This window comes from Weissella confusa (genome assembly GCA_041871065.1).
Lineage (GTDB): Bacteria > Bacillota > Bacilli > Lactobacillales > Lactobacillaceae > Weissella > Weissella confusa_A.
Genome location: CP168942.1, coordinates 711,114 through 733,355 on the forward strand (window position 1 = coordinate 711,114; position 22,242 = coordinate 733,355).

The window sequence follows — 22,242 nt, forward strand, 5'->3', positions numbered from 1 at the left end:
AGTAGTCTGAGGAGGTGCGCCATGACAATTTTGTTTAAGCGAACACGCGATTTAATAGCGAATCCGACCGGAGTAACCGAACATAAGGCAGCAATGTCAGCAGCTTTGATAGGGCAAGTTGAGACGTTGATGGCTGATGGCTGGTTACCTAAGTCTTTGGCAACATATGTTGAGGCCGTTGCGCAGGCACCAGAGCTAAACGATGCGACGATGATGGATGTATTGGAAGCCAAGTGGTTTGAAGCACACAGAGTGGGATCGGCGCTATTTACAGATATGTTAGTAGCCGGTTTCCACCGTGGTAGCGCGCCAGCAACCGACCGTTTGGGGATGTTGTACAATGTTTTGGGGTTATATCTAGATGAAACCAACTTTGTGCAAATGACACATTTGGGTCTTTGGGACGATCGTGAAGCGACGCCCAATTTATACTATCTACAAATCAATGATGAAGATGAACTACAAGCCTATTGGCAGTTTGTTAACCGTGTTGCCTACTTGATGCGATTGAAGTACCGTGCTTGGAATGGTATTCGCTCACGTTATGCAACCAGTCGATTGTTGACGGCGACGTTTGACAACCAACTGCGCTACTATCTTGGTAAGCCAGTGTCTGATTTTGTACGTGCCCAAGGCTGGACGCGTGCGATGTATGAGGCAAAGGTCCTTGAAGAGATGGGACACGAGGTGCTGCACCCAGGTGTCAGCCTACACAATCGTGGCGTAGCGGATCAATCAAATGTTAAGGTGGTCACACCTGATTATCACGTTGAATTGATTTTCGATTCAGCTGATCAGATTGTGTCATTGTGGCAACCGCTTGAAGCGCATCAAGTGATTGTTGCAGATGGGTCAGTACGTTTTGTACAAGATCATAATGCTTACTCACTTGATGAGTTGCAAATGATTGCCAACACTGAGTCAGCTAACTACGCTGGCCAAGGTGGTGAAATCCACCAAGCGTTGGATGTTCGCCCAGCTGCCCGTAACGCTGGCCTTGAGTCAACGTTGCGTAATTACGCGAAGAATCAATTTTAATCACAATTAAAAACCGAGAATCTGTGTTAAACAGGTTCTCGGTTTTTTGTCGTTATTTAGAAGACGGCGTCGTAAATCACACGAACGGCGTCATTGACTTGGCTGGCTTTTACACCGAGCATCAATGAAATTTGTGAGGCGCCTTGGTTGATCATAGGCAATGTAATGCCGGCTTCAGAAAGGGGCGTTGCGATTTCCGAGAACGCGCCAACACGATTTTGCATACCTTCGCCAACCACCATGATAATCGCAAAATCATCAATCCATTCGAGATGGTCCGGCGCGATTTCAGCTTGAATTTCAGCGCAGATGGCATCTTGAATTGGTTGGGTGAGTTGCGTCTTATCAAAGATAATCGTCATGTCATCGATACCTGATGGCATGTGTTCATAACTCACACCGTGGCGGGCCAAGATTTGTAGGATACGAAGCGTGAAACCAACTTCCTTGTTAAGCAAGTAGCGGTGTAGGTACAACGCAGCGAAACGGTCGTCACTAGCAATACCAGTGACCTTCGCTGGATTAGAAACTTGATCCACCGGCACAATCATCGTACCAGGCGCATCTGGCTCGTTTGTGTTCTTCACGTTAATTGGTATATCCGCTTCGATAACTGGAATAATCGCTTCATCGTGGAAAACAGCGAAACCAGCGTAGGCGAGTTCTCGCATCTCACGGTAGGTCATAGTTTCAATCGCAGCGGGTGCTTTGATGATGTGAGGATCAACGGCATAGATAGCTGAAACATCAGTGAAGTTTTCGTACATGTCCGCGTGGAATCCACGAGCCAAAATGGCACCGGTAATATCAGAACCACCGCGACTGAATGTCGCCATCAACCCATCAGTGGTATAGGCAAGGAAACCAGGGACAACAATCAGACCCTCACTAGGTAGATTAAACGCAGCGATGCGGTCATAGCTATCTTCATTCACACGGGCCGCCATCGGTGAGCCTGACACGGTTAAGCCAAGGTCATGTGGTGACACAAATTGCGCCGGATGACCGAGTTCGCGGAGAACATACGCGACCAATTGTGCATTCAAATATTCACCATGCCCCATGAAAGCTGCATATAAGTAATCAAATGACGGGTAGTGAATGCGACTCAATTGTGCAAGTTGATCAGATAAGGATGATAAAATCTCATTTTCTTCTAATTCAAAATAAGTAACAATGTCCCGGTAACGTTGTAAAATCTGCGTTTGAATATCGGTCGTGTCTTCACCAACAATTGTCAGTTGCGCGTAGGTCTTTAATAAATCAGTGACTTTGATATCTTCTTTAAAACGCTTACCTGGCGCTGATAAAACAAGGATTTTACGATCTGTATCGGCCAACATAATATTCAAAACTTTCTCTAATTGCGGTCCGTTCGCAAGGGAGGACCCGCCAAATTTTACAACTTTCATGATGAACTCCTTCAAATAATGGCTAATTGACGATAATTTAAAAAGAAAAGTTCTCAAAAGTCAACCCTTGACACTCATAATTCTAAGGAGTATTCTAATCGTATCTTAATTATTGATAGAGGTTGCGACCAACAAGAGTAGCTTAACCGAGCCGGCACCGGCAAGGACGTTAAGTGAAAGGGGCGGTCGCCGAAATGAATTAGCGCAACTAATTTGTTGGGACAACAGTTAAGAGCTGTTGGACTGTCGCTGGAAATCAGCGGAGAGCTATCGTAACAGTCTATTTGAATGCTTTTTCGAGCGATCAACTGACAGTGCGATAGTGCCGTCGGTTGATCGTTTTTATTTGCCCGACGGACACTAAAGAAAAAGAGGAAAGCATCATGGTAGTAGCAGTCACACGTCCGACACGTCTTAATATTTCGCAAGCTGCGGTCACACATAATGTCCAACAAGTTCGTGAAAGTGCGCAAGCAAGTTTCGTCTTTTTGGCAGTGAAGGCCAATGCTTATGGTTTTGGGTTGGTACCTATGAGCCAAGCCGCCTTAGCGGGTGGCGTTGATGGATTGGCTGTCGCAGTTTTGGATGAAGGATTGGCATTACGCCAAGCAGGTATCACCGCGCCAATTTTGGTGTTGGGGATTACGTTGCCACAATACGCGAAGTTGTTAGCCGATAACCAAGTGATGGCAACGGTCGGTTCGCTTGCTTGGTTGGAAACGGCCGCCGAATACTTAAGTCCTGATGGTCCACGTTTGCAAGTGAACTTGGCGGTAGATACCGGTATGGGGCGCATCGGCTTCCGTGAACGCGCGACGTTGGAAACGGCAATTACCTATTTGAAGGCCCATGAAGACATTTTTGATTATCAAAGCATCATGACGCATTTCTCTGAAGCAGATTCGACAGAGGAAGATTACTTCCATCAACAATTGCACTGCTGGCATGAGTTGACGGACGGCCTACCAATGCCACCTTTGGTTCATCTCGCTAACTCAGGAGCGGCCATGTATCACGCTGATGAAATGCCAACGGATGTGATTCGTGCGGGTACGGTGGTGTACGGCGTTGAACCATCGCTTGGTGAGCTACGTGATGATGATTACTTGGAGCCGGTGATGACGCTTGAAACAGAGTTAGTATTCGTCAAGCGTTGCCACAAGGGCGAAGGTGTGAGCTACGGTCACACGTACTACACGGAAGAAGGCGAGTGGATTGGCACGGTGCCGGTTGGTTACGGTGACGGTCTGCCACGTAAGATGCAAGGATTTGAAGTGATTGTGAATGGCGAGCATCGCCCAATTGTTGGGAAGTTAGCCATGGATCAGATGATGATTTCATTGCCTGGCGAGTTACCAATTGGCACGACCGTTACGATTATCGGTCGCCAAGGTGATGTTGAAAACCGCCTTGAAGATGTCGCTGATTATGTGGGATTGGCACCTTGGGAAATTTCAACTGGCTTACAAGAACGCATTTATCGTCAAATTACAGATTAGTAGGGGAAATAAGATGACAACACCATATGAAACGAATGCTGCCGGCCATTTGACGGTTGGCGGTGTAGAAGCAAACGAATTAGCAGAACGATTTGGCACACCTTTGTATGCCTACGATGTGTCAGCAATGCGCCAACAGATGCGTGACTTCAAGCGCGTCTTTACAGAACGCCAAGTTGATTACGCTGTCTCATACGCCTCAAAGGCTTTTGCAACAGTTGCAATGTATGAGGTCGCTGCTCAAGAAGGAATGCACATCGATGTTGTGTCGGGTGGTGAGATTTACACGGCCCTCGAAGCAAACTTTCCAATGAGTGATGTCTCTTTTAATGGTAATAACAAGTCTGAAGAAGAACTTGTGGTGGCAATCGAAAACAACCTGGGCACGATTATTGTCGACAACTTCTTCGAATTGCATTTGCTTCATGATTTGTTGGCTGAACGTGACCGTGTGCAAAACATCCTATTACGTATTACGCCAGGTGTTGAGGCGCACACGCACGACTACATTTCAACGGGTCAAACGGACAGTAAATTTGGCTTTGATGTGAACAGTGGCCAAGCGCAAGCAGCGTTGCAAGAAGCATTAGCAGATCCACACTTCAATGTGTTGGGTGTTCACGCGCACATCGGGTCACAAATCTTCGATGTGACTGGTTTCCAAATGGCAGCCACAAAGTTGGTTGATTTGGTTCATGAATGGGGCTTCAATCCTAAGGTGATTAACACCGGTGGTGGCTTCGGCATTCGCTACACCGAAGATGACGAACCCATTCCAGCATCTGATTTCGTGGCAGCGATTATTGATACGATTGCTGAAAAGACGACTGAATATGGGATGCCAATGCCGGCCGTTTGGATTGAACCGGGGCGCTCAATCGTTGGCCCAGCAGGGGTGAGCTTGTACACAATTGGCTCACGTAAAGATGTGCCAGGCATTCGTTCATACCTAGCTGTTGATGGTGGGATGGGCGACAACATTCGCCCGGCGTTGTACCAAGCCAAGTATGAAGCTGTGCTGGTTAACCAACCAGACGCACCGACGGAAGAAGTCGTGCGCGTTGCTGGTAAGTACTGTGAATCAGGGGATGTACTGGTTTGGGAGCAGGCGTTGCCAAAGACGAAGGCTGGGGATGTCCTCGCCGTTCTGGCAACTGGGGCATATGGTTACTCAATGGCATCCAACTATAACCGCAACCCACGTCCAGCTGTTGTCTTTGTTGAAAACGGCGAAGCAAAGGTGGTTGTTGAACGTGAAAGCTATCAAGATATCGTGCGACTAGATCGCCACTACTTATAGGAAGAAAGAGGTCATAGCATGGCAGAATTAGACGCACAATCAATCATTAATTTCATTGCAAACGCACCCAAGCAAACACCAGCGCGCGTGACGTTAGCGGGTGACTTGGCCGAAATCGTTTGGCCAGAAACGGTCCAAGCATTTATCGAAACGCGTACGGGAACCGTTATTGGTGACTATAACGAAATTGCGCCGGTATTGGCGGCGCATGCCAACCAAATCACGAACCAACACGTGGAATTGTTGGCGCGCAACTCTGGTGTACCGTTGCTTAATTACGATGGTGTGCCAGCCCGTATTGAACCTGGTGCTATCATTCGTGACCAAGTCGAAATTGGCGCGAACGCCGTCATTATGATGGGGGCCATTATTAACATCGGTGCTGAAATTGGACCTGGAACGATGATCGATATGGGTGCTGTACTCGGCGGCCGTGCCATTGTTGGGGCACACAGTCACGTCGGTGCAGGTGCCGTACTGGCTGGGGTGGTTGAACCAGCTTCAGCACAACCGGTTCGCATTGGCGACAATGTGTTGATTGGTGCGAATGCGGTCGTGATTGAAGGCGTTCAAGTAGGTGACAACGCGGTGGTTGCGGCTGGTGCGATTGTCACGAAGGACGTCCCTGCGAACACAGTGGTAGCTGGGGTGCCAGCGCGCGTCATCAAGGAAATTGACGCCCAAACGAGTGCGAAGACAGCGCTCGTTGATGCGTTGCGTAATTTGGATTAATGAAACAGGGGAAGCATATGGCGACACTAGATTTAATCAAAATTCGACGTGATTTGCATAAAATCCCCGAACTAGCCTTACACGAAACGCAAACGCATGCGTATTTGAAAAACGTTATCGAAACATTCAGAACGGATTTCATGACGATTCGTGAGATACCTGAGGTGCCAACGGCTTTGTTGGTGCGCTTAGATGGTACTAATCCGACACGCACCATTGGGTATCGCGCCGATATCGACGCCTTGCCAATCACCGAAGCGACCGGATTGCCGTTCGCTTCGACAAATGAAGGTGTGATGCATGCCTGCGGACACGACATGCATATGACGGTCGGGCTTGGTGTGCTGGCATACTTTGCCACGCATCAACCGAAGGATAATTTAATTTTCTTCTTCCAACCGGCTGAAGAGTCAGATTATGGTGGACGACGAGTCTATGAAACGGGCGCCTTTACGGGAGACTGGCGCCCTGATGAATTCTACGGTTTGCATGATCATCCTGGTTTACCAGCTGGTCAAATTGCGAGTCACATGGGCACGTTGTTTGCCGGGACGACGGAAATTCACGTCACGTTTACTGGTCGTGGCGGGCACGCCGCATTTCCGCATCAAGCGACCGACGCGATTGTGGCAGGGGCAGCGTTTGTCTCGACGATTCAGACGATTGTGTCACGCAATGTTGATCCGGTTCGCGGTGGCGTTGTGACGTTGGGGACGTTCCACGCCGGGACGATTGGTAACGTGATTGCTGAAACGGCGCACTTGGATGGCACAATTAGAGCTTTCCGCCAAACAGACATTGAAATGATGCAACAACGCGTGCGCGACATCGTTGCCGGCATCGAAACGACATATGGTGTGACCGCGGATTTATCCTTAATCCAAGGTGGCTATCTACCGGTTGAAAACGATCCAACCACAACGCAATTATTCATTGATTATATGACCAACGCACCTGACGTTGATTACACGGACATCGCCCCAGCTATGACCGGGGAAGATTTTGGTTATTTGTTACACCAAATTCCAGGGACGATGTTCTGGCTTGGTGTCGATGATGCATCGCATAGTTTACATGAAGCAGGGTTATCACCAAATGAAGCGGCAATTCAGCCGGGCGTGGATGCGATAACGGGTTACTTAACATGGCGCATGGCGCAATAGGGGAAGAGTGATGTACGAAAATATTGAATTAATTACCGCAATTATTACGCCATTTACGGCGAATGACCAAATTGATTATGTGGCATTAGACCGACTAGCAGATCGGTTGTTGCATGAGGGAACCCAAGGATTTGTCATTGGGGGCACGACTGGTGAATCACCAACACTAATGCATGACGAAAAAATGGCGTTGTATACGCATTTCGCAGCTCACATCGGTGACCGTGGCGTAGTTGTTGCTAATGTTGGTGACAATAACACGGCACATTCAGTGGCGTTGGCCAAGGAAGTGAGTGCCATTCCTGGTGTCGATGGCTTGTTGGCGGTAACGCCTTATTACAATAAGCCGAGTCAGGCGGGGATGATTGCCCACTTTACGGCGATTGCTGACGCATCAAGCGTACCGGTAATGCTGTATAACATTCCGGGGCGTTCAGCGGTGGGACTAACGAATGACTCTGTCGTAACGTTGGCCCAACATCCAATGATTAACGCGGTTAAGCAAGTCACCACGATTGATGATTTGGCATTCTTGGTTGGGCACACACCAGCTGATTTCGCGGTCTACACTGGGGAGGATGCCCAAACGTTGGCGGCCAAGGCGGTCGGCGCAACGGGAACGATTTCAGTGGCTGCTCACGTCTATAGTCGCGAAATGGCGGACTTGTTTGCGGCGGTTGCAGCCGGTAATATCGAAACGGCAGGGCGGTTGCAACGTTGGTTAACGCCGCGCATGAACGCGTTCTTCCGTTACCCATCCCCAGCGCCAGTTAAAGCGGTTTTGGCACAACGCGGCGAAATCGAAAACACAACGCGATTGCCAATTTTGCCATTAACGGACGCTGAATTGGCGGATGTGCAAGCGACACTTAATGAAAAGGACGATTAAACATGACAACAGTTTTATTAGCCGGTGGCTTCGGTAAAATGGGGCTCGAAATTCAGTCGCTCATTGCTGAACAACCAGATTTAGAATTAGTGGGAATTCTCTCAGCAACGCTTCATGAAAGTCCCATTTCCGTGTATACTGAACTGGACGAGATCGACACGCCAGCCGATGTTTGGGTGGATGTGACGCAACCTGAATCAGCCTTTGATAATGCGACTTATGCGTTGTCACATGGTTATGATTTGGTTGTTGGTACCAGCGGGTTGTCCGCTGAAGACGTGACGCAATTGGGACACCTGGCACAGAAGTATAATCGTCATGCGATTATTGTGCCAAACTTCTCATTGTCAGCTGTTTTGCTGATGCAATTTGCTGAGCAGGCAGCCAAGTATATGCCGGATGCCGAAATTATCGAGATTCACAATCCGCATAAGTTGGATGCACCATCTGGCACGGCAAAAGCGACGGCTGCAAAAATTGCGGCTGCCCGTGAAGCTGAACCAGTGGCACAACGTCAACATGATGCGGCCCGTGGTGAAGTCATTGATAATGTGCCCGTGCACGCCGTTCGTTTGCCAGGCTACGTTGCCGAAGAAGAAGTCATCTTCGGGGCACCTGGTGAAACACTACGTTTGAAGCAAACGTCATTTACACGCACATCATTTATGGGGGGCGTTGCGTTAGCTATTCGTCAGGTTCATCAAATTGATGGGCTGGTAGTCGGTCTAGAACACCTATTGTAATTTTTGCCCAAGTCCAGCGAGGCTTAAGAAAAAAGAATGGCCTGAGAGCCAAAGGAGACTGAAATGCCAGAAGTAAATCCAGCCCTTGCAAACCGTTATAACAAGGAGCTTGCCAAGATTTTGCCATCACCAATCCGTGTGATTGATCAAAAGTTTTCAGCCATTGATGGCATCATCAAGTTGACGCTAGGTGAGCCTGATTTTGCGGTGCCTGATCACATTAAGGCGGCTACAAAGGCCGCTATTGATGCTGATGATTCACACTACGCCGCACCACACGGTCACTTGAGCTTGCGTGAAGCAATTTCTGATTACTTGGTGGAGCGCTTTGATGCACCGCGCTACAACCCAAATGGCGAAGTTGTCGTGACGGTTGGTGCTTCAGAAGCATTGTTTGCAACGATGAATGGCTTGTTGAACGCGGGAGAGAAGATTATTATCCCAACGCCAACATTCCCAATGTATGAAGCGATTGCTGACATTATCGGTCTTGATGTTGTGGGCATTAACACGGCACCTGATTTTGTGTTGACGCCAGAAAAGTTGGAAGCAACGTTGGCTGAAAACCCAGATGCCACGGCTATCTTGTTTAACTACCCATCAAACCCAACTGGCGTGACGTACTCAGCGGAGCAAATTGAGGCAATCGCCGCAATTCTAAAGGCTCACAACATGTCGGTCTTCTCAGACGAGATTTACGCTGAGTTGGTTTACGATGGTGAGCACGTTTCAATGGCATCATTGCTACCAGATCAAACGATTTTGATTAGTGGCTTGTCAAAGTCTCACGCGATGACAGGATACCGTATTGGGTATGTGGCTGGTCCAGCTACGTTGATGGCTCACGTCGGCAAGATGCACCAATTCTTGGTTACGACGGCACCTGGTCCAATGATGGCAGCTGCTGAAGAGGCATTGCGCAATGGTCGTCAAGACGCCATTGATATGCGTGATACGTATAAGCAACGTCGTGACTTGGTCATGGCTGGCTTGGCGGAAGCTGGCTTTACGGCCGCACAACCAGGTGGTGCCTTCTATATCTTTGCCAAAATTCCAGCGACGTTGAACACGAACGACATGGAATTTGTCATTGATTTGGCAGAAACGGTGAAGCTAGGTATCGCACCAGGTTCAATCTTTGGTGCTGGTGGTGAGGGCTACGTGCGTTTGTCATACGCAGCCTCAACTGAAGACCTAACAGAAGCCGTTAACCGTTTGAAGCAATATGTTGCTTTGAAGGGCTAACATAAAATGAGAACAATTTAATTTTTGAAAGCACAACCGGTCATTTTCGGCTTGTGCTTTTAATGTACCCAAAATTCGGGGTTTTATTAAAATTTGAGGAGTAAACACATGAGTGAAGAACGATCATATACAGTTGCTATCTTGGGAGCTACCGGCGCAGTGGGGTCGCGTTTAATTGAACAATTGGCCCAGTCATCAATTCCAGTGGCGTCACTAAAGCTATTGGCATCAGCCCGTTCAGCCGGTCAAACACGCGAGTTCCGTGGTGAAACAATCACGATTGAAGAAGCGCAACCGGAGTCATTTGAAGGGGTGGACTTGGTATTGGCATCAGCTGGTGGTTCCGTATCAGCTCGTTTGTTGCCAGAAGCAGTAAAGCGCGGGGCGGTTGCCGTCGACAATACGTCATTCTGGCGCATGAACGACAATGTGCCGTTGGTTGTTCCTGAAGTAAATGAACAAGCATTGTACGAGCACAACGGCATTATCGCCAACCCAAATTGCTCAACGATTCAAATGGTCGTGGCCCTTGAGCCAATTCGCCAACAATTCGGTTTGAAGCAAGTTATCGTGTCAACGTATCAAGCTGCTTCCGGTGCTGGTCAATCAGCTTGGCAAGAGTTACTCGATCAAGCGCAACAACACTTGAATGGTGAACCAGAAACGGCTGAAATCTTGCCAGTAAAGGGTGACAAGAAGCACTATCCATTGGCGTTCAACTTGTTGCCACAAATCGACGTGTTTGAAGATGAAGGATACACGCACGAAGAGTACAAGATGATTCACGAAACGAAGAAGATTATGTTGGGCAACAAGAACGCTAAAGACATCAAGGTGACAGCAACGGCAGTACGTGTGCCAGTCCCAGTTGGTCACGGTGAAACGGTCTACTTTGAAGTTGCTGACGCAGACGGCGCTTCAACACCAAAGATTCAACAAGCCTTGTCCGAAGCACCAGGGGTGGTGTTGGAAGATGATCCAGCCAACCAAATTTACCCACAACCAATCAACGCGGAAGGTAAGCGCGATACCTTTGTTGGTCGCGTGCGTCCAGACCTTGAAAACGATGGTAGCTACCACATGTGGGTTGTGTCAGACAACTTGTTGAAGGGAGCCGCTTGGAACGCGGTACAAATCGCCGAACGCTTGGTTGCCTTGGACTTGGTGCGCGTGCCCGAAGGTTCTGCTGAAAAGTTCGCATAAGGGATATTAATGACGAAATGTTAGCGTCTGGTCTATAATGAATAGTAATTATTAAATTTAGGTGGAACTGAACATGTCATTATCACTAGCAGATATTCAACGCGAGCAACCACGCCAAGTGCCATTGGCCAACTGGCAAGATGTGTTGCAAGCTGAACTAAACGCCTTCGATACCGCTAGCTCAACGGTTAGTGGAATTGGGGACGTTGCCAAGACAATCAATTTTGCCATTGATCGTTTTCACATTGCACGCAACACGGACAACGTTTTGACGTTCCGCACATTGAACGACACTACATCCTTGATGTAATTGGTGGTTTGGTGTTGTCACAATTGTTGGCCAAGCACTATCTAGGTTCAGTATTGCCAGCCCGTATCGCAGAAGGTGAAGGCAATGACTACCCAGTTATGACTGAGTGGATCAACGAAATCAGCGCAACAGTTGCATAATCAACGCATGAAGCACTCAGATTTTTCTGGGTGTTTTTTGTTTGGTGGTTAGTGTCGACGCGTTGCGTCGAGGCATGGAAGTTCGGCACTATCTCCGGCAAAGTTCAAATGAGGGCAACCGAATGGCGCGGACGCCATTCAGCGGGACAAATAATTCTCCCTAATCCTTTAAGTCCTGTGTGGCTTATCTGAATAGCGCCGGCCATGCGGCATGTTGCCCTCATTTGAACGCTCCGATAGTGCCAAACTTCCATGCCAGCAATCGAGATAATCCAGTCAGTTTGAGTTTTTCATCTACCTGAAAACAAATGGGTGAACAGTTCACATTGTTGTCTTACGGTAGATGAAAATAAAAACAATCAGAGTATTGCTTGGATGCTGTGCTTGGCCCCGCCACGCGTATAGACGCGTGCAGAACTTGACCCGCAGGTGTGGGTTCTTAGCGGGTTTCCCGCTTAGAGCCACGGGAGGTAAAGGCGTACGCGCCAACGGCGTGGACTCCGCTCCCTGCAGGTCATGGTCTGTACGTGTTAGCGTGCCCTAGAAGGGGCCAAGCACTCCGACCGTTAGGACGGACACTAACCACCAACTCGATACAAACCAACCCTAAAACGTTTGATTAAAATTAAATTAGAGAAAAGTGTTGACTTTTATAATTAACCTCGTATACTTAAGAACATCAAGAAAAGAGGAGGACAACGTCATGAAGAACGTGTCAGTAGAAAAGTTGAATGTTATGACGTTGGTTGCCCCAATTATCATTGCGATTATTATTATTATTTCGCAGTGATGGTTGGCTTTTTGAGATGCTAACGCTAGCCATGACTGCTTCCCAAGGAAGATTATCATGGCTAGCCAAATTTAATTACTTTGTAAACGAGTAACGGCTAGTATTTTGCGCAGAATACTAGCCGTTTTTTTATATAAATTTTTTGAGCTCAAACTTTTACTCGTAGGTCATACAGGAATATTAGGAGATATGGTTATGAATAAGTTTGTTAAGAATTCAGTTTTGTTGTCAGTTACATTGGGTATGGTCGCAGGAACTGGGGTGCCGGTTGTTTCAGCAAGTGAAGGTAAGGCCATCAATTGGACGCTTACCGGTGATCTAAAGACGACCGACCCTTCAAACGTTGCGGACATCCCATCACAAGACGCGGTTATGGCAACCGGTGAAGGGTTGTACCGTGTTGGAAAGAGTGGACAACCGGAATTGGCCGCTGCTCAGTCAGCCGACGTGTCACAAGATGGTTTGACGTGGACGTTTAAGTTGCGTGACAACTTGAAGTGGTCAGACGGTTCAAAGTTAACAGCCCAAGATTTCGTCTACAGTTGGCAACGTACGAATGATCCTAAGACGGCGGCTATCGGAGCGATGTTCTTCAGTGGGGTGAAGAATGCTGATGCCATCCAAGCTGGTAAGGTCACAGATTTGAATGAATTGGGTGCTAAGGCGCTCGATGATACAACACTACAAGTGACGTTGGAACGTCCATTGCCACAATTTAAGGCTGAGTTGGGGATGATGTACTTCTTCCCTGAAAAGCAAAGTTTCGTTGAGCAAACGGGTCAAAAGTTTGGTACGACCGCTGTTGATTCTCTTTCAAGTGGTCCATACGTCTTGAAGAAGTGGGATGGTTCAAGTTCATCATATACGTATGAAAAGAACCCAAATTACTGGGACGCAGCCAATGTTAAGACGCCAGCCGTCAACGTGACGACAACGGCCGATGCAACGACGAGTTTCAACCTATACAACTCAGGCAAGACAGACTTTGCGTTGTTGAATGCCACGCAAGCCCGCAACTCAAAGAACAAGGCTGGTTACACGGTAGTTGATACCGCTGCAACGACCTACATGACAATGAACCAAAAGAATAAGGCGTTGCAAAACGTGAAGGTTCGTCAGGCACTATCATTTGCGGTTAACCGTGAGAAGCTAGCGAAGAATGTGTTGACTGGTGCGGCTGAACCAGCTAAGACCTTTACCGCCAAGGGATTGGCAAAGGATCCAAACACGGGCAAGGACTTCACAGTTGGTGCTCACACGAAGTACGTCAGCTATGATAAGGCACAAGCTGCCAAGTTGTGGCAACAAGGGTTGAAGCAAGTCGGTCAAAAGCAAGTGAAGTTGACGTTGTTAACCAACGACACTGATGCAGCTAAGCAAACTGGCCAATACTTGCAATCACAATTGGAAACGAACTTGAAGGGCTTGACGGTGTCAGTGAAGTCAGTGCCAGCCAAGCAAACGAGTTCACTGCAAAAGTCTGGCAAGTTTGACTTGTCATTGGCAACGTGGAACGCAGATTACACTGATCCGGTTGATATGTTGCAAACGTTGGTAACGGGGGCTTCATGGAACCTAACAGGTTGGTCTGACAAGGAGTACGATGCGCTTTACCAAAAGGCAACGACGACAGATGCTAACGACGAGAAGGCACGCTTTAAGGACTTGGCAGCCGCTGAAGAGTATGCGCAAAAGCAAGGTGCTGTAGCGCCATTGACATACTCAAAGATGACCGCTTTGATGAATCCAAAGGTTAAGGGTGTCTTCGTAAACCCAGTTGGTGGCACATTTGATTGGAAGAACGCAGTTAAGAACTAGGAGAAAACAGTATGACAAAAGACGGAACCCATATTTTGAGTTTGGATAATGGCTACCATTTGTGGTCACGCACTGACGGAACGGGCAAGCCAATCAAGTTATTGACGTTGCATGGTGGTCCGGGCGCTGGCCACGAGCCGTATGAAAGTTTCCCAGAGTTCTTGAATCCAATTGGGGTTGAAGTGACGCAATATGATCAACTTGGGGCATGGTATTCAGATTAACCTGATTTTGATGATCCGACCAACGTTGAGAAGTTCTTGAATTACGACTACTACCTAAACGAAGTGGAAGAAGTTCGCCAAAAGTTAGGTTATGAAGATGGTGAATTTTATCTTGCTGGGCACTCGTGGGGTGGCTTGCTTGCCCAAGAATATGCGCTCCGTCATCCGGGCGTTTTGAAGGGACTTATCATTATCTCAATGATTGATAACATCGACGATTATGTCACGAACATCAATGCAATCCGCGAAAAAGAATTTGATGCCGATGTCGTCGCCTTCATGCGTGAAGTGGAAGAACGTGGCGAATGGGATAACCCAACGTATCAGAAGTACGCGACGCACTTGGACCGTGAATACATCACACGTCACCCGAATGCCCCACATCACCAGATCAGTACGATGGGGACAGCGGTGTACAACCATTTCCAGGGTGACAATGAATTTGTGATTACCGGTAAGTTGGCACACTGGTCAGTCGCCGATCGCTTGCACGAGATTGAGACGCCGACATTGTTGACTTTCGGTGGGCATGAGTCAATGCCATTAGACGTGGCTCGTGAGATGCGGGACAAAATGCCGAATGCTCGTTTGCGTGTGACGCCAAACGCCGGACACGTCCACATGGTGGATGACCCTGAGATTTTCTTTTATAACTTGACCCATTTTATTCAAGACGTTGAAGCAGACGAATTTGTTCCAGAATAATAAAAAAAGCGACCTCACACTAAAAATGTGAGGTCGTTTTTGCTATAGCCAAGGGAATTCAGGTTTTGTGGCACCGTAAAACGCAGTGTCGTGGCCACTCATGAAGGCCCAATTTTGATTACCGTAATCGTAGTGCCACCATTCTTCGAGATAGTTGGTGAAACCAGCATTCGTCATGACATGGTAGAGCAGACGACGGTTTTCACGGATCTTGATGACTGCTTCAGATTCCGGTTCAAATTCATAATAAGTTGTTTTGGCGCGGGCACTAATGTCATCAAATGGACTACCCATTTCTAACAGACGGCCACGTTCATCAACAATCGAAACATCCACTGAACCACCCGTGTTGTGCGGCGAAGGACGGTTTGCATTTGATGATGGCAAGGCCACAATTCGCAATGTCGCAGCCAGTGTTTGGTCGGCATTGAACTCGGGATGGTCACGTTGCACAAAACTTTGCATGCGATCGAATAGGGCTTGTTGCGTATCGATATCACGCCAAGCGTCAAAGATAACCAACTTATAGCCATATGGCAGCATGTCCGCGGCATCGTTCAATTTTTGTTGAATCGTTTCGCGCACGAAGATATCAGCCTTCGCACCTGGTAGTTGCTGGATAAAGTATTGTGGGCTAACTACCATTTTTTCAGGTAGATAGCTCACTGAAACCAGTTTTTCATCTGATAAATTAAGCGGTATGGCGCGGATTTCGCCCCAGTCCCAGGTATCACGTTGCGGTTCAATTGGATTTCCAGTAAATTCAAGCATCAGCACAGCCCCCTCTGTGAGTCATTTTGTTTGACATTCATATTTTCTTCACAAAACACAGCTAGAAAAGTAAGTGATTATTGTTATAATAATTACTACTTGGGAAGAATGTGAGAATAATTAATATGATTAAAAAAGATTTCATCCAACCCCTTAACCCAATTGTAACTAATTTGGCGCCAGATGGGTTGTTGGATTTTCAAAAGGCCGTACGTGATATTCCAGACTTGGTTCGTTTGACGTTCGGAGAGCCTGGCTTTAACGTTGATGACGCAATCAAGGAGCGCATTATCGAATCAGTTCGTGAAGACAATTCACACTATGCTGAGTCACAAGGTGAGCGTGAGTTGCGTAATGCAGCAGTTGAATACTTCAACAAGAAGTACGATTTGAACTATGATGGCGAAGACAACATGATTGTGACGATTGGTGTGTCTGAAGCAATCAACGTTGTGTTCTTGACGTTGTTGAACGACAACGAAGGTGTAATCGTGCCCGAACCGGCATACCCACCATACTTTGCGTCATTGGACTTGGCCCACGGTACAAAGATTTCAATCAACACACGTCCAACGAAGTTCAAGTTGACGCCTGAACAAGTTGATGAGGCGATGGCGAATGCCAAGGTGCCAGTGAAGGCCATCTTGTTTAACTACCCATCAAATCCAACGGGTGTGACGTATTCAGAAGATGAATTGATTGCCTTGGCGGAAGTGTTCAAGAAGCACCGCCTATGGGTCATTTCAGACGAAATCTACTCACAATTGACGTATGATCAACAACACGTTTCTTTGGCAAAGTTGATTCCTGATCAAACGATTTTGATTACAGGGTTGTCAAAGTCACACGCCATGACGGGATACCGTATCGGCTTTATCCTTGGTGAGAAGAGCTTCATCGACTACGCCCAAAAGGTGCACGGTGCGTTGACGTTCTCATTGCCAAAGGTTTTGCAAGATGGTGCTTTGGTTGCTGTAACAACGGCTGCGGAAGTGGCTGACGAAATGCGTGATATTTACAAGCGACGTCGTGACTGGTTGCGTCCACAACTTGAGGAACTTGGCTTTGAAATGGTTAACCCAGAAGGAGCCTTCTATATCTTCGCGAAGATTCCTGAAGACATGGGTAAGAGTGGCTTTGACTTCGCCGTTGATTTGGCAGAAAAGGCTAAGGTAGCCATTATTCCTGGGGATGCATTCTCAGAATACACACCTGAATTCGTGCGTATCTCATACGCTGCATCAGATGAAGACTTGGCTGAAGCAATGAAGCGCATGAAGGCGTACTTTGCTGAGCGTCGCGGTCAATAATTGAATCAAAAAAACAAACACAGCTAGGACAGTGAATGGTCTTGGCTGTGTTTTTGTTAGCGCGTGATGTTGTGTTATGGGTGTTGCACTGTTATACTACACTATAACAGGAGGGCGCATAATGGAGTTTGATGATAATGAACCCTTATATATCCAGGTCGCGGACTATTTAGAAAGCGAAATTTTGGATGGTAAGTATGAATTGGGGAGCAAGGTGCCCAGCGTTCGTGAGTTGGCGGCTGATTTGGTGATTAATGGTCGCACGGTTCAAAATGCAATTACACGACTTGTTGAATCCGGCTTGGTTGAAACACGACGTGGCTTGGGTAACTTTGTGACGACGGATCAAGAAAAAATTCAGCGTATTCGTCGTAATAAAATTACCGCTATGACGGAAACATTCGTTAAAAACAGTTTGGCCTTTGTATCGATTGCTGAATTGCAGGATATTTTGGCGCAAGTGGTGGCACAGTACAAGAAGGGGTAAATGGGGATGTTAGAAGTCAAGAATTTGAGTTATCGAACCGGTTTGCGTCAAATCTTAAAAGAGATGACGTTGACGGTTGAGGCCGGGGAGATTGTTGGTGTATTGGGTGAAAATGGTGCTGGTAAGACGACGTTTATGCGTGCCTTAGCAGGATTGATTCACCCAGAACGTGGGGCTGTTATTAAGATTGACAATCAATCTGGTGACGTGCTGAAGTCACTGGTTTCATTTATTCCAAATCTCAATTGGGCAATGAAGCGTGAAACAGTGGTATCGGTCGCCACTTTTTATCAAGATGCTTATGCGGATTTTGATAATGCGCGTTGGGATGCGTTACGTAAGGAACTTAAGATTGATAGTCAAGCTAAGATTAGTAAGCTATCAAAGGGACAACTTGAACGCGTCATTTTTGCCTTGACGGTGTCACGTGAAGCAAAAGTCATCCTATTAGATGAACCGTTTAGTGGTGTAGATGTGATGACGCGTCGCCGTGTCTTGCAAAGCTTGCTACGCTGGTTACCAGAATCATCAATTGTGTTGATGTCGACGCATGAGATTAACGAAATTGAATCAGTCATTGATCGCACCCTTGTCATTCAGGATGGGCAAATTATCGTTGATCGTGGTATCGACGAGATTCGTACGACTGAACAAATGAGCTTGGAGCAATATTTTGTACAAGTCGTTACGGAGAATCGAAAGGGGATTGAATCATGATGAAGACAAGCAAGCTCGTTAAATTGATTGCGAAAGATAGTTATGAAGGGTTTCGCACATTTCTATTCGCCGTTGGTGCTGTAATGGTTGTGGCGCTGGCAATTGCTTTGAAGGATAGCTGGCAAGTGGGTGGCTCTCAGCTGTACACTTCATTATCATTAGCGATTGGCCTACCAGTTATCTTTGGGCAAGTATTTTATGTGATAATGGCTTATGTAAAATCAGTGCAGTCATGGCAAAATGCAAAGTTGGTCTTGCTACCCGCAACAAAATGGCAATTTGTGATCAGCAATTTGGTCGTCCGTTTGTTGGTTATTTTAATTAATGTCGCGGTTGTGACTGGAATTTACCGCTTTGTAATTCTGGCCATCGAAAAGGGTTTGAATGCTAACGACGCAGATAACGCGTTGCACTTTACTTGGGACTTTGCCAATGTCGCGGAGTCGACAAGCGCAATCGTGCTTGTCTTCTTGTTTGTCAATTTCATTGGGTTGGCGGTTAATTTAGGTGTTGCCCATTTCATGCCACGTTTCAAGCACGCTAAGGGTCCGGTTTTCTTTGTCGCCTTTTTGATTGTATTCATTGCGATTTCACTAGGTGAGACTTATTTGGTAGACTGGATTGGTCTTGACGATTGGGCAGCAAGAGTTGTTGATGCCGGATTAGCACTTGGATTTATTTACGGGATTTTTAAATTGTATACGCGTTACAATGATGCGTACTAAAAACCAGACAGGTGACAAGAAAAAGGTTAAGAAACACCCGGTTACTTATCAAAGATAAATAACGTCAGGTAGGATATAGTAGTAGTACGATTGGGTTTATTGTTTAGGAGAGAAAAATGAAGAAGCGAACAAAGATTATTATTGGCGGTACTGTGGGGGTACTAGTTGTTGGTGGTGTGATTGTGAGTCAATTTAGTAAGTCAGATGAGAAGCACGCAATCGCCACAACTAAGGTGCAAGAACAACCTGCTTTGAAGGAATCAGGGGTTGTTCAGCCAATGCAAATTCAAGAAGTGTCATTGGGTAGCATGAAGCCAGGTCAAATTTTGGTCAAGGATGGCCAAACAGTCAAGGTTGGGGATGCCTTGATGACGATGGAGGCCGCTGATGGTAAGGCTGATGTTAGTGAGGCGCAAGCCGAGGTAACGAAGCTACAAGCAGCTGTGGGTATTCAACAAGAAGCACTTAACAACGCCCAAAAGGCCGTGAACCCAGATGATGCGGCAGCCGGCCAAGAAGCCGTTTCTCAAGCCAAGATGGCGTTGTCAGACGCGCAAAACGATTTGGCAGCTGCACAAACAAAGGTTGCCAACATCCAAGCCAAGGTTGCAACGACGGCCACGGCGAAGTTTGATGGTGTGGTTGTGCTTGATCAAACAGATCCAGACGCACCAAAGCTACAAGTTTACTCACAAAAGAAGGAAGTTGTGACGACGGTTAGTGATGGTGACTACGATAAGGTCAAGCCAGATGCTGAAGTGACGGTTAACGGCGTTTCAGATCACACAAAGAAGACGTCACAACGTGTCTTGACGGTGAGCGCTGTGCCAACTAAGGACAGCAACCGTAAGCTGGCGAAGTATGAATTTACGGTTACTTTGGATGATACGTTCCGTTACGGTCAACCAGTGACGGTATCTCTTTCACAACACGGCATCGTGGTACCAAAGACTGCGGTAAAGACGGTTGATGGCCAAAAGATGGTCTACCGTGTGGTAAATGGTCGCGCGGTGAAGACGGTTGTTGACGGCCACGCTGGTGATAACAACGTCATTGTGACAGCCAACCTATCTGAACGTGATCACGTGGTAACGGATTACGATTCAGCTAAGAACGGGGAGGCAATTGATGGCTCTAATTAAGTTATCGAACATCAATAAGACCTACCAAAACGGTGAATCAAAGTTGCACGTCTTGCGCGACATCTCACTTGAAATTTCAGATGGTGAGTTCGTGGCAGTGATGGGACCATCGGGTTCTGGTAAGTCAACATTTATCAACATCGTGGGGATGCTTGACCGTGAATTTGAAGGTGAGTATGTCTTTGCGGATGATGATACAACGGCGTTGAACCGTCGCGACTTCGCAGCTTTCCGTAACCGCAACATTGGTTGGGTTTTCCAAAACTTTAAGTTGATTCAACAAATGTCAGTGTTCGACAACGTTGCGCTACCATTGGTATATGCGGGTCGTCGTCGTGTAGACATCAAGGAAGCTGTGCAAGAAACGCTTGATCGCCTAGGTATTGGCGATAAGGGAAACAAGAAGCCTTCCGAATTATCTGGTGGTCAACAGCAGCGTGTGGCCATTGCCCGTGCACTTGTTGCCAAGCCTAAGTTCTTGCTAGCTGATGAGCCAACCGGTGCGTTGGACAGTCACACCGCGCAAGAAATTTTGGATTTGTTTATTGCATTGAATCGTGAAGGGACCACTATCTTGATGGTGACGCACGATGCGCATGTTGCCGCACAAGCCCAACGAACGATTCGTTTGGCTGACGGGCAAATTGTAGGAGGAAACTGATGGACCTTTGGGGAATTATTAAGTCGTCATGGCAGTCACTTATCTCTAACAAGCGCCGTTCAATTTTGACGATGTTGGGTATTATCATTGGTATTGCATCTGTTATCACGATTTTGTCGATTGGTAATGGTGTGAACAAGCAAATGGCCAAGTTCGTCTCAGCTGATAAGTCGGGGATGATCAAGGAAACCATTTACTACACACAAGATGATTACTATGCAAATGGGTTGGATCAATCTGACGTCAACACAATCAAGAACAGCCCTTACGCTGACAAGATTGCGAACATCAAGTTGAAGCGCCTTGAGAGTGGTTCAACGACCCTTGATGGTTATGCTGGTGAGCAAAAGGTATCGAACTTGAATGCCAAAGTCGTAAAGGGTAGTGGTGATGTTGAATTGGTTACTGGTCGTAAGCTAACCAAGGATGATAACGCATTGGCCCAACGCAATGTTACGATTGCAAATGATTTTGCGAAAAAGTATTTTGGTTCAGCACACGCAGCTGTTGATCAAGCTATCGAATTGGGTGGTTTGAGTTACACGGTTGTTGGTGTTGTGAAGATGGGTGCAGATTCACAAATGGAAATGCCAGCGCAAGTTTGGTTGCCATACAACACGTTCCTGGGCACACAAACAGCTTCTTATCCGATGGTACAATTGACGATTGCAACAAAGGATAAGCCAGGTAAGGTGGCGCAAAAGGTTACGGACTACTTGCAAAAGAATGGTAGCCAAGCATCTTCTGGTAAGTACCAATTCGAAGATGAAGGCGCAACCATGGCATCATTGCAAAAGTATGTGTCTGTGATTGCCTTGTTTGTGTCAGCCGTGGCTGGTATTTCATTGTTTATCGCCGGTATCGGTGTCATGAACATGATGTACATTTCTGTTTCAGAGCGTACGCAAGAAATTGGTATTCGTTTGGCCGTTGGTGCCACGGAACGCCACGTTTTGCTACAGTTCTTGATTGAAGCGGTCATGTTGACCTTGTCAGGTGGTGTCATCGGTTTGGCACTGGGAGCTGGTTTGGGAAAGTTGATCACGGTTGTGATGGACAATCCAAATATTACAGCTGTCGTCACGATGAACAACGTCTTGATGGTCTTCGGTGTCACAACTGCCATTGGAATTATCTTTGGTTGGTTGCCAGCACGCCAAGCATCACGCAAGAATTTGATTGAAATTTTGAGATAGAAAATGAAAAGCTTCCAAGAGC

The 22,242-nt window shown here is 47.1% G+C and carries 21 protein-coding genes, 1 pseudogene and 1 riboswitch; of the genes and pseudogenes, 20 read left to right on the forward strand and 2 right to left on the reverse strand.

Going from position 1 to position 22,242, the window contains the following annotated elements; genetic code table 11:
- Positions 1-21: 21 nt before the first annotated feature.
- Positions 22-1,038, forward strand: coding sequence for a DUF3114 domain-containing protein (locus ACAW68_03190; protein XGA16574.1), 1,017 nt, complete (start codon positions 22-24; stop codon positions 1,036-1,038).
- A gap of 56 nt (positions 1,039-1,094) precedes the next feature.
- Here the strand turns inward: ACAW68_03190 and ACAW68_03195 are convergent, their stop codons facing one another.
- Complete coding sequence (locus ACAW68_03195; protein ID XGA16575.1) at positions 1,095-2,450, reverse strand: aspartate kinase; 1,356 nt, start codon at positions 2,448-2,450, stop codon at positions 1,095-1,097.
- Between the two features lie 108 nt (positions 2,451-2,558).
- Positions 2,559-2,728: riboswitch (Lysine riboswitch) on the forward strand.
- Positions 2,729-2,833: 105 nt separating this feature from the next.
- Between ACAW68_03195 and alr the strand changes: the two genes are divergently transcribed.
- The 12 genes and pseudogenes from alr (at position 2,834) to ACAW68_03255 (ending at position 15,211) form a co-directional block, all read left to right on the forward strand.
- Complete coding sequence (alr, locus tag ACAW68_03200) at positions 2,834-3,949, forward strand: alanine racemase (protein ID XGA16576.1); 1,116 nt, start codon at positions 2,834-2,836, stop codon at positions 3,947-3,949.
- 13 nt (positions 3,950-3,962) lie between these two features.
- A complete protein-coding gene (gene lysA / locus ACAW68_03205; GenBank protein XGA16577.1) occupies positions 3,963-5,249 on the forward strand; it encodes a diaminopimelate decarboxylase in 1,287 nt (428 codons plus the stop codon).
- Positions 5,250-5,267: 18 nt separating this feature from the next.
- A complete protein-coding gene (gene dapD / locus ACAW68_03210; protein XGA16578.1) occupies positions 5,268-5,981 on the forward strand; it encodes a 2,3,4,5-tetrahydropyridine-2,6-dicarboxylate N-acetyltransferase in 714 nt (237 codons plus the stop codon).
- A gap of 17 nt (positions 5,982-5,998) precedes the next feature.
- Complete coding sequence (locus ACAW68_03215) at positions 5,999-7,144, forward strand: N-acetyldiaminopimelate deacetylase (GenBank protein XGA16579.1); 1,146 nt, start codon at positions 5,999-6,001, stop codon at positions 7,142-7,144.
- Positions 7,145-7,154: 10 nt separating this feature from the next.
- Complete coding sequence (gene dapA / locus ACAW68_03220; GenBank protein ID XGA16580.1) at positions 7,155-8,033, forward strand: 4-hydroxy-tetrahydrodipicolinate synthase; 879 nt, start codon at positions 7,155-7,157, stop codon at positions 8,031-8,033.
- 2 nt (positions 8,034-8,035) lie between these two features.
- Positions 8,036-8,776, forward strand: coding sequence for a 4-hydroxy-tetrahydrodipicolinate reductase (gene dapB, locus ACAW68_03225; protein ID XGA16581.1), 741 nt, complete (start codon positions 8,036-8,038; stop codon positions 8,774-8,776).
- A 63-nt stretch (positions 8,777-8,839) separates the two neighbouring features.
- Complete coding sequence (locus ACAW68_03230) at positions 8,840-10,021, forward strand: aminotransferase class I/II-fold pyridoxal phosphate-dependent enzyme (GenBank protein XGA16582.1); 1,182 nt, start codon at positions 8,840-8,842, stop codon at positions 10,019-10,021.
- 108 nt (positions 10,022-10,129) lie between these two features.
- Positions 10,130-11,224 (forward strand): aspartate-semialdehyde dehydrogenase, encoded by a 1,095-nt coding sequence (locus ACAW68_03235; GenBank protein ID XGA16583.1) that lies wholly within the window; start codon positions 10,130-10,132, stop codon positions 11,222-11,224.
- Positions 11,225-11,297: 73 nt separating this feature from the next.
- A complete protein-coding gene (locus tag ACAW68_03240) occupies positions 11,298-11,534 on the forward strand; it encodes a hypothetical protein (protein ID XGA16584.1) in 237 nt (78 codons plus the stop codon).
- Positions 11,535-11,548: 14 nt separating this feature from the next.
- Positions 11,549-11,674 (forward strand): hypothetical protein, encoded by a 126-nt coding sequence (locus tag ACAW68_03245; GenBank protein XGA16585.1) that lies wholly within the window; start codon positions 11,549-11,551, stop codon positions 11,672-11,674.
- A gap of 985 nt (positions 11,675-12,659) precedes the next feature.
- Positions 12,660-14,282, forward strand: a complete 1,623-nt coding sequence (locus ACAW68_03250; protein ID XGA16586.1) for a peptide ABC transporter substrate-binding protein — start codon at positions 12,660-12,662, stop codon at positions 14,280-14,282.
- A gap of 11 nt (positions 14,283-14,293) precedes the next feature.
- Positions 14,294-15,211: pseudogene (locus ACAW68_03255) on the forward strand (proline iminopeptidase-family hydrolase).
- A 42-nt stretch (positions 15,212-15,253) separates the two neighbouring features.
- Here the strand turns inward: ACAW68_03255 and ACAW68_03260 are convergent.
- A complete protein-coding gene (locus tag ACAW68_03260) occupies positions 15,254-15,982 on the reverse strand; it encodes a M15 family metallopeptidase (protein ID XGA16587.1) in 729 nt (242 codons plus the stop codon).
- Between the two features lie 125 nt (positions 15,983-16,107).
- Between ACAW68_03260 and ACAW68_03265 the strand changes: the two genes are divergently transcribed.
- The 7 genes from ACAW68_03265 (at position 16,108) to ACAW68_03295 (ending at position 22,220) form a co-directional block, all read left to right on the forward strand.
- Positions 16,108-17,292, forward strand: a complete 1,185-nt coding sequence (locus ACAW68_03265; protein ID XGA16588.1) for an aminotransferase class I/II-fold pyridoxal phosphate-dependent enzyme — start codon at positions 16,108-16,110, stop codon at positions 17,290-17,292.
- Positions 17,293-17,413: 121 nt separating this feature from the next.
- The gene (locus ACAW68_03270; GenBank protein XGA16589.1) at positions 17,414-17,779 is read left to right on the forward strand and encodes a GntR family transcriptional regulator; all 366 of its coding nucleotides are present in this window, start codon (positions 17,414-17,416) and stop codon (positions 17,777-17,779) included.
- Between the two features lie 6 nt (positions 17,780-17,785).
- Positions 17,786-18,496 (forward strand): ATP-binding cassette domain-containing protein, encoded by a 711-nt coding sequence (locus tag ACAW68_03275; protein ID XGA16590.1) that lies wholly within the window; start codon positions 17,786-17,788, stop codon positions 18,494-18,496.
- Entirely contained in the window at positions 18,493-19,221 is a 729-nt protein-coding gene (locus ACAW68_03280; protein ID XGA16591.1) for a hypothetical protein, read from the forward strand. The genes ACAW68_03275 and ACAW68_03280 overlap by 4 nt, the downstream gene beginning before the upstream one ends.
- A 116-nt stretch (positions 19,222-19,337) precedes the next feature.
- Complete coding sequence (locus tag ACAW68_03285; protein XGA16592.1) at positions 19,338-20,363, forward strand: efflux RND transporter periplasmic adaptor subunit; 1,026 nt, start codon at positions 19,338-19,340, stop codon at positions 20,361-20,363.
- A complete protein-coding gene (locus ACAW68_03290; protein XGA16593.1) occupies positions 20,350-21,024 on the forward strand; it encodes an ABC transporter ATP-binding protein in 675 nt (224 codons plus the stop codon). The genes ACAW68_03285 and ACAW68_03290 overlap by 14 nt, the downstream gene beginning before the upstream one ends.
- The gene (locus ACAW68_03295; protein ID XGA16594.1) at positions 21,024-22,220 is read left to right on the forward strand and encodes an ABC transporter permease; all 1,197 of its coding nucleotides are present in this window, start codon (positions 21,024-21,026) and stop codon (positions 22,218-22,220) included. Before ACAW68_03290 ends, ACAW68_03295 begins: the two co-directional genes overlap by 1 nt.
- Positions 22,221-22,242 lie beyond the last annotated feature (22 nt).